14 protein-coding genes are annotated in these 12,926 nt (G+C 59.1%); 8 read left to right on the top strand and 6 right to left on the bottom strand.

The window, feature by feature from the left end; translation table 11 throughout:
• Positions 1-354: 354 nt before the first annotated feature.
• Positions 355-1,380: a protease SohB gene (gene sohB / locus PSEBG33_RS11780; RefSeq protein WP_005788864.1), complete on the bottom strand. Its 1,026-nt coding sequence runs from the start codon at positions 1,378-1,380 to the stop codon at positions 355-357.
• A gap of 193 nt (positions 1,381-1,573) precedes the next feature.
• On the opposite strand from sohB, the gene PSEBG33_RS11775 reads away from it, so the two are divergent.
• Both PSEBG33_RS11775 and PSEBG33_RS11770 read left to right on the top strand, forming a co-directional pair.
• Positions 1,574-2,284, top strand: coding sequence for a histidine phosphatase family protein (locus tag PSEBG33_RS11775; RefSeq protein WP_005788866.1), 711 nt, complete (start codon positions 1,574-1,576; stop codon positions 2,282-2,284).
• A gap of 56 nt (positions 2,285-2,340) precedes the next feature.
• Positions 2,341-2,655: an SCP2 sterol-binding domain-containing protein gene (locus PSEBG33_RS11770; protein WP_005788868.1), complete on the top strand. Its 315-nt coding sequence runs from the start codon at positions 2,341-2,343 to the stop codon at positions 2,653-2,655.
• A 68-nt stretch (positions 2,656-2,723) separates the two neighbouring features.
• On the opposite strand, the gene PSEBG33_RS11765 is transcribed toward PSEBG33_RS11770, so the two are convergent.
• Entirely contained in the window at positions 2,724-3,311 is a 588-nt protein-coding gene (locus PSEBG33_RS11765) for an NUDIX domain-containing protein (RefSeq protein ID WP_005788870.1), read from the bottom strand.
• A 28-nt stretch (positions 3,312-3,339) separates the two neighbouring features.
• Positions 3,340-4,203, bottom strand: coding sequence for an SDR family NAD(P)-dependent oxidoreductase (locus PSEBG33_RS11760; protein ID WP_005788872.1), 864 nt, complete (start codon positions 4,201-4,203; stop codon positions 3,340-3,342).
• Positions 4,204-4,355: 152 nt separating this feature from the next.
• Between PSEBG33_RS11760 and PSEBG33_RS11755 the strand changes: the two genes are divergently transcribed.
• Positions 4,356-5,282, top strand: coding sequence for an alpha/beta hydrolase (locus PSEBG33_RS11755; RefSeq protein ID WP_005788874.1), 927 nt, complete (start codon positions 4,356-4,358; stop codon positions 5,280-5,282).
• Positions 5,283-5,473: 191 nt separating this feature from the next.
• Here PSEBG33_RS11755 and PSEBG33_RS11750 read toward each other — a convergent pair whose 3' ends face one another.
• Complete coding sequence (locus PSEBG33_RS11750; RefSeq protein WP_005788875.1) at positions 5,474-6,634, bottom strand: alpha-hydroxy acid oxidase; 1,161 nt, start codon at positions 6,632-6,634, stop codon at positions 5,474-5,476.
• 120 nt (positions 6,635-6,754) lie between these two features.
• On the opposite strand from PSEBG33_RS11750, the gene PSEBG33_RS11745 reads away from it, so the two are divergent.
• Positions 6,755-7,540 (top strand): DeoR/GlpR family DNA-binding transcription regulator, encoded by a 786-nt coding sequence (locus tag PSEBG33_RS11745; RefSeq protein WP_005788878.1) that lies wholly within the window; start codon positions 6,755-6,757, stop codon positions 7,538-7,540.
• 54 nt (positions 7,541-7,594) lie between these two features.
• Here the strand turns inward: PSEBG33_RS11745 and PSEBG33_RS11740 are convergent, their stop codons facing one another.
• Positions 7,595-7,804, bottom strand: a complete 210-nt coding sequence (locus PSEBG33_RS11740; protein WP_005788881.1) for a hypothetical protein — start codon at positions 7,802-7,804, stop codon at positions 7,595-7,597.
• 196 nt (positions 7,805-8,000) lie between these two features.
• Here PSEBG33_RS11740 and PSEBG33_RS11735 point away from each other — a divergent pair, with 196 nt between their 5' ends.
• Positions 8,001-8,504: a DUF4142 domain-containing protein gene (locus PSEBG33_RS11735; RefSeq protein ID WP_005788883.1), complete on the top strand. Its 504-nt coding sequence runs from the start codon at positions 8,001-8,003 to the stop codon at positions 8,502-8,504.
• Between the two features lie 27 nt (positions 8,505-8,531).
• Positions 8,532-9,092, top strand: coding sequence for a type 1 glutamine amidotransferase domain-containing protein (locus PSEBG33_RS11730; protein WP_005788885.1), 561 nt, complete (start codon positions 8,532-8,534; stop codon positions 9,090-9,092).
• A gap of 61 nt (positions 9,093-9,153) precedes the next feature.
• Here PSEBG33_RS11730 and PSEBG33_RS11725 read toward each other — a convergent pair whose 3' ends face one another.
• Positions 9,154-9,360 (bottom strand): hypothetical protein, encoded by a 207-nt coding sequence (locus PSEBG33_RS11725; RefSeq protein ID WP_005788888.1) that lies wholly within the window; start codon positions 9,358-9,360, stop codon positions 9,154-9,156.
• 287 nt (positions 9,361-9,647) lie between these two features.
• Here PSEBG33_RS11725 and PSEBG33_RS11720 point away from each other — a divergent pair, with 287 nt between their 5' ends.
• Together PSEBG33_RS11720 and PSEBG33_RS11715 are read left to right on the top strand one after the other, a co-directional pair.
• Positions 9,648-10,124, top strand: a complete 477-nt coding sequence (locus PSEBG33_RS11720) for a hemerythrin domain-containing protein (RefSeq protein WP_005788890.1) — start codon at positions 9,648-9,650, stop codon at positions 10,122-10,124.
• Positions 10,125-10,300: 176 nt separating this feature from the next.
• Complete coding sequence (locus PSEBG33_RS11715; protein ID WP_005788891.1) at positions 10,301-12,910, top strand: Tc toxin subunit A; 2,610 nt, start codon at positions 10,301-10,303, stop codon at positions 12,908-12,910.
• Positions 12,911-12,926: the final 16 nt, after the last annotated feature.

Raw genomic sequence — 12,926 nt, forward strand, 5'->3', positions numbered from 1 at the left:
TCTTAGGCGCCCCGTTAAACCACGCTGGCCGGAATTCGACAGGGATTTGGGGGGGTAAACCGGCAGGGATGCCGGTTTAGCCGCCCCGCGCCATGGATGGCGCGTGGCGGCGGCCCCCCAAATCCATGGCGGATTACGGGCACACCGAGCCTAAGCGAGGTGCCGAGTGGTGGGGCAAGAGCGTTTGGTTACTTTGCGCTTTTCAAAGTGGCCCGCTGTAAAAGCGGAACCAATAGTGGCCGTTGCCCAAATAACGGATATGTACCCGGTCTGATCCAACATCCTGGTCGGCTGTCAGGCCGCCATCGGGGGCAAGCCCCCTCCCACAGGAGACCGCCTACAACCTGAGGATGGTTACCAGAACCGCTGCTGGGTCAGCCGGCTCCACCAGGTCAGCAATACCCGGTCTACCGAACCGCTGGCCGCCAGGCCCACGCGCTCCTGCAGGCTTTTACGCTCGGCATAGTGCAGGTGGAACACTTCGGCGGTCTTGGCCTTGGTGGCCAGGTATTCATCGCTGGTTTGCAGCTCGTCGACCAACTGTTTGTCGAGGGCGGCCACACCCAACCACACTTCACCGGTCGCTACATCATCAATCGCCAATTGCGGGCGGTACCGCGAGACAAAGTTCTTGAACAACTGGTGGGTGATGTCCAGGTCTTCCTGGAACTTCTCCCGGCCCTTCTCGGTATTTTCGCCAAACACCGTGAGGGTGCGTTTGTATTCGCCGGCAGTCAGCACTTCGAAGTCGATATCGTGCTTTTTCAGCAGGCGATTGACGTTGGGCAACTGCGCGACCACGCCGATGGAGCCGAGGATGGCGAAGGGCGCGCTGATAATCTTCTCACCGATGCACGCCATCATGTAGCCGCCGCTGGCCGCCACTTTGTCGATGCACACAGTCAACGGCACGCCGGCCTGGCGAATACGCGCCAGTTGCGACGACGCCAGGCCATAGCTGTGCACCATGCCGCCGCCGCTTTCCAGGCGCAGCACCACTTCATCCTTGGGGGTAGCCAGGCTCAGCAGCGCGGTGATTTCATGGCGCAGGCTTTCGGTGGCCGACGCCTTGATGTCGCCATTGAAATCCAGCACGAACACCCGTGCCTTGGCCTGGGGCTTCTTCTTGTCTTTCTTCTTTTCGGCTTTGCTCTCGGACTTGCGCAGCGCCTTGAGCTGGTCTTTGTCGAGCAGGCTCGACTCCAGGCGCTCGCGCAGGCCCTTGTAGAAATCATTCAGCTTGCTGACCTGCAGTTGGCCGGCGGACTTGCGACGACCCTTGCTGCGCAGCGCTGCGAAGCTGATCAATACCACCAGAATAGCGACCACCAGGGTGACGGTCTTCGCCAGAAAGCTCGCGTATTCGGCCAGAAAATCCATATGTCTCCTTAAAAAATGCACTGCGCCAGGCGCGGATGGCCCCAGCATACCGACGCCACCGCGTTGGAGCCAGTGCTCAAACCGCCAGCAGGCGGGCTCCAACGGGCTTTTAAAACAAGCGTATGTTTTTTCATTGACAGCTCGCAGGCATCCTCATAACCTCGCCAGACTTTCAACGTACCGGGAAACGGACGTGGGCAGCATCTATCTGATTCGACATGGCCAGGCCTCCTTCGGTGCAGACGACTATGACGTCCTGTCGCCCGTCGGCGTGGAACAGGCGCAAGTGCTCGGTCGCCATCTGGCAGACTTGGGCCTGGTGTTCGACCGCTGTATCGCCGGCGACCTGCGTCGCCAGCAGCACACCGCCACCGCCACATTCGATCAATACAAAGCCCTTGGCCTGCTGGTTCCGGCACTGGAAACCGACAGCGCCTTCAACGAGTTCGACGGCGAAGCGATTATCCGTGGTCTGTTGCCCGACTTGCTCAGCAGCGAACCCAACGCCGTGCACGTCCTGCGCAATGGCGCGCAGAACCGCAGTGAATTCCAGCGCATCTTCGCCCTGCTCATCGAGCGCTGGCTGGCCGGCACCTATGACCCACCGGGGCTGGAAAGCTGGCTGGGGTTTGTCGAGCGGGTCCAGGGTGGCTTGCAGCGCATCCTTGAGGCCGCCGACAACGCCGACAAAATCGCCGTGTTTACCTCCGGCGGCACCATCACCGCCCTGCTCCACCTGATTACCCGAATGCCTGCCGCCCAGGCGTTCGAACTGAACTGGCAAATTGTTAACACCTCGCTCAACCAGCTGAAATTCCGCGGTCGCGAGGTGGCACTGGCTTCCTTCAACAGTCATACCCACTTGCAACTGTTGAAGGCGCCGCAGCTCATCACTTTCCGATGAACTGCGGCCAACCGTGACCCCAAGGTCACTGGACTCACCATAAAAGGATCGAAACCATGACTGACGTAGCCAAAGCTGTAGAAGCAATGAAAGCCAAATTCAACCCAAGCGCTGCCGAAGGCTTGGACCTGGTGTTCGGTTTCCGTATCGACGACACCAAGAACTTTTCGCTGGTGGTCAAGGACAAGACCTGCGAACTCCAGGAAGGTGAAAACCCTGACGCCCAGGTCACCCTGGTGATGGACAGCGAGACCCTGGAAGGCATCGTCGACGGCTCCACCGACGGCATGCAGGCGTTCATGGGCGGCAAGCTGCGCACCGAAGGCGACATGATGCTGGCGATGAAGTTGAGCGAGCTGTTCCCTTCCTGATTCGGTAACCCGGGTCAAACAATCCCGTCTTTACAGGCGGGATTTTTTTGCCTGCACGCCTGGTCCCATCACCAGCCGTCTCTCAGTATCCGCAACTCCAAATGCTGCAATAACATAATCGTTTTTCCATCCACAATATCCCCACTCTGCACCATCGCCAGCGCCTGCTCGAAGCCCAGCTCCAACACCTCGATATCCTCGCCCTCTTCTTCCAGGCCACCGCCCGCCCCCACTCGATCACCTGGCTGATACTCGCCGATAAAAAAATGAATCCGTTCAGTCACCGATCCCGGGCTCATAAACGCTGCATAGATTTTCTCCACATGCCCCACGCGGTAGCCGGTCTCTTCTTCGGCTTCCAGGCGTATACGCTCTTCGGGGCTGGCGTTGTCGAGCAAGCCGGCCGCTGCTTCAATCAGGTAGCCGGAGTAATCGTTGACGAACGTCGGCATACGGAACTGGCGAATCAGCAGCACCGTGCGGCGCTCGCGGTTGTATAAAAGGATCGTTGCGCCGTTGCCCCGGTCGTAGACCTCACGCGTCTGGGCTTGCCAGCTACCGTCGCGACGGCGCAGGTCGAAGCTGTATTTCTTCAACAGGTACCAGTTGTCCGAAAGGGTTTCTTCGCCAGTGATGCGCACGGGGCTATTGTTCATGGTCAAGCCTTGGTAGAGGGAGACAGATTCAGGTGACGGCCTGGGTAGGCGGCTGTTTGATGCGCGACCATGCGGCAGCGACTTCTTCAGCACTGCCCGCTTTTATGCGGGCGAGATTGCGCGGGTAATCCACGCCGGGATTTTCGCTGAAACGCGTCGCGGTGAATTGGCCGTTGCTGGCGCGCAATATGTAGCCGGTGTCCGTGCACTGCGTCGAAGCAAGGAACAAGACCCCCGGCGTCACCCACTCCGGCTTGAGTTCGTCCGGCTCGTCGGTCACGCCCCACATGCGTGTCTTGGCCACCGGCGAGATCGCGTTGACGCGGATTCCGGCCTCGGCGCCTTCATGACTCAGCGCGTTCATGATGCCCAACTGTGCCATCTTGCCGGCGCTGTAAGCCACTAGCCCGGTTTGCTCGTATTGCGCATACATGGCGCGGTCGGAAGTGGTGAGGATGATGCGCGGCGCGCTGGAGCGCAGCAGGTACGGCCAGGCGTGCTTGCACAGCCACAGCGGCGCGTAGAGGTTGATGTCCATGGCGCGCTGAAGGAAGCTGGCGTCCAGTTCTGCGATGGGCTGGTAACCCACCCAACCGGCGTTGTGAATCAGGATGTCGAGTCGGCCAAACGTTTCGAGGGCAAACGCGATCAGTTGCCGGCACCCCTCGTCCGTGGACAAGTCACCGCCATGGCCCACCACCGTCAGCCCTTCGTCACGCAGGGTGTCGGCGGCCTGTTGCACCACCGACGCATCGGTGCCTGCACCCATCTTGTCGGCGCCAATATCGCTGATGACCACACGGGCGCCGGCCAGGGCCAACCCTCGTGCATAACTGAGCCCCAAGCCGCGTGCGCCGCCGGTGACGATTGCGGTTTTGCCGATGAAATCCATGTACTGACCCTCCTGTTGGCCGTCTACCCTAACAATCGGCACCCGTGTTGTTCAATGCTGTAACACTTTCATCTGTCACGACCGTCGTATTAATACCTGCGCTCGCGGAGCTTCTGGTAAAACCCGTGCTTCGCCTTTGTCCTGGAGCCTTCATGCCATCCCGTTTTATCGCCCGCCTGGGCCTGCGCTGGCTGCCCCTGCTGTGCATGGCCGTGTTGATCATAGGCCTTCCAGTCGGCTGCGCCGTGCTGCAACACAAGGAACGCGAACTGGTGTTTCGCATCGAACCGGGGACCGCCGGCTGGTACACCGGCCTGCCCAAGGCCGTGCAGGAGTTCGAACTCAAGCCCGCCAGTTTCAAGTCGGGGCAGAACATTCATGGCTGGTGGTACCCGGCCGCGAACAAAGACGCACCGGCCATCCTTTACCTGCACGGGGTGCGCTGGAATCTGACGGGCCAGCTGTTTCGCATCGAGCAATTGCACGCCCTGGGCTTCTCGGTGCTGGCCATCGACTATCGCGGCTTTGGCCAGAGCCAGGGCGACCTGCCATCGGAGACCTCGGTAAACGAAGACGCACGCATCGCCTGGGAACGCTTCCAGACCCTGCAGCCGGACCCGGGCAAGCGTCTGATCTACGGGCATTCACTGGGAGGTGCGGTCGCCGTCGATCTCGCCGCCGAGCTGGGCAAGCAGGTGCCACTGCCAGTACGCGGGCTGGTGATCGAGTCCACGTTCACCTCCCTGGCGGATGTGGCCACGGCCGTTGCCAATACCTCGTTGCCGGTACGTTGGCTGCTGTCGCAGAAGTTCGATTCCATCGACAAGATTGCCGACATCCACATGCCCTTGCTGGTGGTGCACGGCCTCGATGACCGCTACGTTCCACCGCGCTTCAGCCAGCAATTATTTGAAGCCGCCCAGCAACCCAAGCAATTGTTATTGGTGCCCGGTGCCAGCCATAACAACAGCATGAGCCTGGCCGGTCGCAACTATGGCAAGGCGCTGGAAAACCTGATGCGCACGCAGATGCCCGCCCGGGTAGTGACACACTCCACAGGTCGCGACAACGCGTCATAAACACACTTTTCGACACTGGGTTCGCGCTTGGCTGTCAAGCGCAAACCCTGCCCATACTGGCCCGAAACACAAGTTGATCAAATAATGATCTTCACGCAAATCGCCAACGCAGCCGGGCGTTCGCAAAGTTATCCACAGAGATACCCACGGTTTTCGTGGACAACTCTTTTTATATTTTTACGTTTTTTTGCTCAGGCAGCACTTTCAGGAAAGGTGCCAGGCAGCAAAATTTCGCGGTTCACATCGCGTATATCGTTATAGCCACACAGCGCCATCGACACGTCCAACTCACGGGCGATGATATCGAGCGCCTTGGTCACGCCCGCCTCACCCATCGCCCCCAGGCCATACAAGTGCGGGCGACCGATCATGGTGCCCCTGGCGCCCAGCGCCATGGCCTTGAGCACGTCCTGGCCGGAACGAATACCGCCGTCGAGCCACACTTCAATACGGTTGCCTACGGCCTCAACAATGGCCGGCAACTGGCTGATACTCGACGGCGCGCCATCGAGTTGCCGACCACCGTGGTTGCTCACCACCAACGCATCCGCGCCGGAGTCGGCCGCCAGCCGCGCGTCCTCCACATCAAGGATGCCCTTGATGATCAACTTGCCGCCCCAGCACCGCTTGATCCACTCCACATCGTCCCAGCTCAGGCGCGGGTCAAATTGCTGGGCAGTCCAGGACGACAGCGAACTCATGTCGGCCACGCCCTTCACATGCCCGACGATATTGCCGAAGCCACGCCGCTGGGTGCCGAGCATACCCATGACCCAGCGCGGTTTGGTCATCATGTTGAGGATATTGGGCAGGGTCAGTTTGGGCGGCGCCGACAAGCCGTTGATCAAGTCCTTGTGGCGTTGCCCCAGGATCTGCAAGTCCAGCGTCAGCACCAGCGCATCCACCCCGGCAGCCTTGGCGCGCTCGATCAGTTGCTCGATAAACCCACGGTCGCGCATCACATAAAGCTGGAACCAGAATGGCTGGCCGACATGCTCGGCAATGTCTTCCAGCGAGCAAATACTCATGGTCGACAAGGTGTAGCGCAGGCCGAACGCCGCAGCGGCTCGGGCGGTCAGGATCTCGCCATCGGCATGTTGCATACCTGCCAGGCCGGTAGGTGCCAGGGCCACGGGCATGGCCATGTTCTGGCCAATCATGCTGGCGCGGATCGAACGCTCATCGATATTGCGCGCCACACGCTGGCGGAACTTGATGCGCGCAAAATCGCTTTCATTGGCGCGGTAGGTGCTCTCAGTCCAGGAGCCGGAATCGGCGTAGTCGTAGAACATCCGGGGCACACGTTTTTGCGCCAGCTTGCGTAAGTCTTCGATAGTTGTGATCAACGACATCGGGTCACCTCTCCCTGAACTGAACACAGAGAGTAACCGGCCATCGCCCACGCAACCAGCCGTTGCGTTTCTCGAAGCTGATGAGTAATCTCGCATAAACCCGCAATAAAGCGCATAAACATGCACGACGCCCATCAAGCTATTGATCTGCCTTCCCTGCGTAAACAAAAGATCCTGTTGTTGCTCGAACGCGACGGCAAGGTCACGGCTTCCGAGCTGGTCGAGCATTTCGCCGTGTCCCAGGACACCATCCGCCGCGACCTCGGCGAACTCGCCGCCGCCGGTTTATTGCAGCGCGTACACGGCGGCGCCCTGCCTCGGCCCAAGGACACCGGCAAGGATTTTTTCACTCGTGTCGGCGAAACCACCGAAGCCAAACGCCACCTCGCGCGCCTGGCGGCCGAGCGAGTTGAAGACGGCCAGATCGTACTGTTCGACTCCGGCTCCACTACCCTGCAGATCGCTCAGTCACTGCCGCACGAAATTCACCTGACGGTGGTCACCCCATCACCGATGATCGCCATCGCCCTGGCAGACCATCGGCATGTAACGGTGATCCTGGCCGGTGGCCAACTCAATCCCGCCACCCTCTCGACCGGCGGCCATGAAGCGCTGCGCCTGATCCAGAGCATCAAGGCCGACCTGCTGTTTACCGGCGTCTGCGCGCTGCACCCGCAGGTGGGCATTACCTCGCTGCATTTTGCCGAAGTGGCGATCAAGCAAGCCTTGATCGACAGCGCGTCCCAAGTGGTTGCAGTGACAACCTCAGACAAACTCGGTGCAGTGGAACCGTTTGTGGTGGCACCGTGCAGCCGTATTCATACGCTGATTACCGAATGGGATGCGCCGGGGGTCGAGGTGTATGAGCAATTGGGGTTGGAGGTGCAGCGGGTGATGGTTCAGTGACGCCGCAACGACTGATGAATGCGGCGCTCTGCGCGCTGATGGAGCGAGCCATGCTCAATGTCCCTTGTCGAGCTTCTCGTTGATCGCATCCGTCTGGCGTTGAATGTCCTTGATCGAGGTGGGTGTCAGCACTTTGTCGATGGTTTCGGTCTTCGGGTTCGCACGCTCCAACGTCTGCCCTTTCATACCTTCAGCCTTACCCTTCTGCGCGTCTTCAGAGCTGACGGGGTCGGGGGTTTTATCGGCGTTCTTGTGTTCGTTCACAGTGCAATCTCCTGGCAATAACGGCCGTCCAAACAGTGGCGGCCTTGTGCAGCAGAACACGCTGAATTTGAATTGGTTCAAGGAAATTTCCACGCCTGACCGTTGGGCAAACACGCGCAAAAAAAATTAAACCTTTTGCTCGCCTCCCCGCTCAACACTTGGGTACGGCATCACGCCATTTCTGAGGAGAGACACCATGACAACTCGACTGATGAAACAAATGGGCCTGACGTTCGCACTGGTTGCCGGCTCGATTTCTACCGCTATGGCGGCCACGTCCAACGACTTTGTCGACAACGCCGCCGAGGGCGGTATTACCGAGGTGGAAGCCGGCAAGCTGGCGCTGGAAAAAAGCAGTTCGGCAGACGTAAAAACCTTTGCGCAACATATGGTGACCGACCATACCAAAGCCAATGACGAGCTGATTGCATTGGCAAAAAAACTCGATATCGAGGTTCCGGATGACGCCGCCCTGACCGACAAGGCGAAGAAAGCGATTCTGGAAATGCGCGACGAATCGTTCGACAAGGCCTATGCCAACAACCAGGTGGCCGCCCATGAAAAAACCGTCGAACTGTTCAAGAAAGAAGCGGCCTCTTCGGACAATGCCGAGCTGAAGGCGTTCGCCACCAAGACGCTGCCTACCCTTGAAGCTCACTTGAAAATGGCCAAGGAACTGCAAAGCAAATACGCCAAATAATCAACCTGACACCGGAGGCATCTGAGTATGAGTTCGCAACTCACGGGTAAGAAAATCCTCGTCATCACGTCCAACACCGGGATCGAGCGCGACGAGCTGCTCAAACCCCTGGAAACCCTGCGTGGCTATGGCGCGACGGTGACGCACGCCTCCAGCAAGGGCGGCGCCACCCAGACCTTTGTCGGCGATACCGAAAAGGACGGGACAGTTGAGTCCGATGTGCAATTGTCTGATGTGGTCGGCAGCAACTTCGATGCATTGGTCATCCCGGGCGGGACGGTGAATGCCGACATTTTGCGTCAGGATGCTGCGGCGCTGCGCTTGATCAACGAGTTCGCTCAGGCCGGCAAGACCATCGCAGCGATCTGCCACGGCCCGTGGGCGCTGATCGACGCCGGCGTGGTCAAGGGCAAAACCCTGACCTCGTATAAAAGCGTGCGCATCGACCTGGAAAACGCTGGCGCTGCGGGCGTGGTGGATGCCGAGGTCAAGGAATGCAAAGCCAATGGCTGGACCTTGATCACCTCGCGCACGCCGGACGACTTGCCGGCGTTCAATGAAGCGATTGCCAGAGCTGTGGCCGGCTGATCATGGCTAACGAATGACAACAGGCGCCCATGGGGCGCCTGTTTTTATATGGCTCACCGACTCAGCTCTTGCGATGCTCGGCCATCTCGCGCTTGGGGCCGAACATCGCCCATGCGATCAACCCCAACAGCGGCACGAAAACCAGTACCACCACCCACAGTCCCTTGGTCTCCCAGCCACCGGTACTGCGCAAGACGATATTGATCGCCCACAGTTCCAAGAGCAGCAGAATCACTGCCAATATGATCCAGATATATTCTATTTGCATGATTCACCTCCTGAAGTCTAAAGGTTAGGTCAAGCAGATCGCTCAAGGGTTCCATTAGAATTTTCAGGAACGCTCACGCGAGCCCGGCACGTGACCGGCAGAACTGCGTTGTGCAATCTCGAAAGGGCCAGACCATGCAAGCTGCACGACGAACCCGCCCCTATAAATATCTATCCATTTGATTTAAATAGTTATTTAGCCCCGATGAAAGTTGGTACGGCTGATGCAATTCCCTCACTACGAGGCGTGCGTTTCGACATGCCCGACAACTACCCGTGAGGTTGCACATGAATGCCATCGACCTGCTCAAAGCCGACCATGAACGCGTCAAGACCCTGCTCACCCAACTAAGCGAGTCCACCGAGCGCGGGGTTAAAAAGCGCACCGAGTTGCTAGCCAAGCTCGAGATGGAAATCACCCTGCACACCAAGCTCGAAGAAGAAATCCTTTATCCCGCTTTTAGGAAAGCCGGTGGCAAGGAACAAGACATCATGTACCACGAGGCCAAGGAAGAGCACCGCACTGTCGACTCGCTGGTGCTGCCCGACCTGAAGCAGACCGAGCCCTCCTCCACCGAATTTTCAGGCCGTGTGAAAGTGGTCAAGGAACTGCTTGAGCACCACATCGAAGAGGAAGAATCGGAGATGTTTCCCCAGGCGAAAAAACTGCTGGGCAAGGCAATACTTGAAGAGCTGGGGGCCGAAATGGAGGCGATGAAAGCGGCCTGCAAAAAGGCCTCGACCAACAAACCCCTCGCGGCCTGATAGACCCGCAATGAAAGCTCAAGCGACGGCCCCACGGGGTCTGTCGCGCTATCGAGCTTCACCGGTGATTTCTCCTCGCCTACTCGGCGACCCGGCCGACCGAGCCGGCCTGGACGCCCATGCTAGCGTGCCATTGCCCATGGCATTGGCACTGGGCTTTCAGGAGATTCACCAAAATGGACACGCATTCACCCACCTACACCAGGCTCTTCAAGGAAGACTGGGAGCTGCTTTGCTCGGCTTCCTCCATGGCTGCCGTCGATTCACCGGCAGCCTATCTAAAGGCGCTGTATTTATTTGCCCAGGCGCTTGAGGAAAGCGGAAAAGGCCAAGCCGGCAAAGTCACCCTGGACCAGCGGCGACCTGAGCTCAAGGCATTGCCCATCAACGAACACAGCCTGACGGCTGTGATCCCCCAATTGTCGATCATTAATGAAACCCTCACTCATCAGATCGACACATACCTTAGAAAGACCACCGGTGAAAACCGTGGACGCTCGCTGGATACGGTACTTGGTCTTCAACGCTTTCCGTTCGCACTGCCGTTTGAACGAGCCCATCGGCAATGCTGGCTCAGCTTGTCCGCAGGCAAGCCGCAACTGGGTGAACTCAGCTATCGCATCAGTCTGAAGCTGCCCATTACCCAACGCGCTCAGAACGCCTACGGCGTCGTCAGGCACGCGGCCTATGAAGCACAGCGATTGCTGTGCGGCTTGAGCCCTGCACAGCAAAACTTGTTGACGGAACCGTTTCTGGAAAACTCGGAGAATGTGCACGCCACTGAATTTTTCGCGCAGCACTATGGCCTCCAGGAGGAGTCGCTCAAGAAAACGCCCCATTGGCTGCACCAAACCGCTCTGACTCACGACCAGACCCAGGCATTACTGGCATGTGGCAGGTACCTGCCGGTGCTCTCGGGCAATGTATCTGCCGCCGCACTGCCAAGGCCGACTGCCGAGCTGCAGATACATGAACGGGCAGCCTACGTGAACGGCCCAATAACCAGGAATGCCGAGACGCAGCAACCGCTGTCGATAGAGCCCGAAAAACTGCAAAACACCTCATGGAACCGCTACCAGCGCCTGCACCGAATGATTCGCCTGCAACGCTGGACGCAACTGCCGTTTGAGGATCTGGACGCGCTGTTGATCAGCGTTGTGCGACGTGAGCAGAATGCTGATCCGCATCAGCCCTGCAACGACAATACCTTGCGGGCGCTGGGTGTCTACCGCTACCTGGAGCGGCGTCATGGCCTGCCACTTGAAGAGTTTGCGGCGATGCTGGATGCGCTTCCTGTGCGGGCGTCAGGCAATCGCCTGTCGCTGTATGACCAGGTGTTCAACCACGCTTCAATGCCCGGCGAGACACTGCGGGTGGATGTGCCAAATCTGGCGCTGCATGAAGCGTTGCCGGACAACCTGCGACATCGGCTGTGTGCCGGTCTGAACCTTGGGGACACCCCCGACGCCTTGCATTGGCTGATCGGACAGGCGCGTCAATACCTACCTTCGCCTTGCCCGACGCTGACGTTCTATAGCGCCCTGTACCGCCAGGCTCGGATCGCACGGTTGTTCGGGCTGTCGGTGCTTGACAGTCATCACGTGGCGGCACTGCTCGGCGGTACGGATTACACAGCCCAACTGGTCAACCCCTCACTACGCAGTTCCGGCGTCAACGCACCGCCAGACATGCTCGATGTGCTGATGCAAATGGATTGGCTGGTCGGTTGGCTCAAGGACACGCGCCAATCGGTTGATCAGCTTCGCCGCCGTTTAGTCCTGGAGGCGGGCGCACAGCCGGCCCAGATCCAGGCGTATCTCACCCAGCTTGATGACCTGGTGCAATTGACCCGACAGGGACTGCTGGTGCAAGAAGACATCGCTGACCTTACGCTGCCCCAGCCCGAACCAGACACCAGCGCCGCGCCCATTCCCTGGCATGCCCTCATCGTCCAGGGCCTGCTGTACAGCTACCCCCAGCTCAAGCCGCCAGCCCCCAGCGAACTGCCCAAGGCACTTGTGCAACTCATTGAAGCTCGAACCCTGAGCCTGGACCCGACCCGCAACGCTACCCTGCACGCCGATGCCAAACACGCAGTGACCAAGAAGCTGGGCGAGTTCTATCGGCAGCTGCAGCCCTTGAAGGAAAAAATCGATGCGCTGTTCAGCGCCCCATCGCATTTGCCTGGCGATCCGGCACTGTACCTGCAATCGCGCAAGCTCACCGCCCGACAGATTGCCCGTGCGGCCACCGCCCAATCGCCCCTTGACCTGGTCAAACATCTGCTGCTGTTGTTGCCGGACGCAGAAGTGTTATTGGAGCTGGGGGTGAGCCGCCAGACCCTGCACACCTTTTTGCTCCACCCGCACTGGTTGAGCCAGGAGCAGACGCAAGGCTCGCTGCTCAAGCTGACACTGAACACGCTGTACCTGCTGCAGCGCTTTGCCCACTGCCTCGACACCTATGGGCTTGCCCAACACAGCGTGCTCGATTACCTGCAACGCGCCAATACACCCTCTGCGGCAGACGTCGACACCTCGGCCAGCCCACGACTGGCCGCCCTGCTCAAGTGGGACGCCGGCGAGATCGAGCATCTGGTCGACCATCTCCCGAACAAACAGGTAAAGACCCTGGCCGACCTGGACTGGATCCTGCGTTGCCACCAAACCGTCAGACTCACCGGGCTCTGTGCCAAAACCCTGCTCAAGGCGACCGATCTGCACGCCACATTGATGAATGAGGACTGGAAACACGTCGGTTCGGCATTGATCACTACCGCCCCATAACACCGCTTTGTTGCGA

The sequence above is a fragment of the Pseudomonas synxantha BG33R genome (assembly GCF_000263715.2).
In the GTDB taxonomy this organism is placed as follows: Bacteria; Pseudomonadota; Gammaproteobacteria; order Pseudomonadales; family Pseudomonadaceae; genus Aquipseudomonas; species Aquipseudomonas synxantha_A.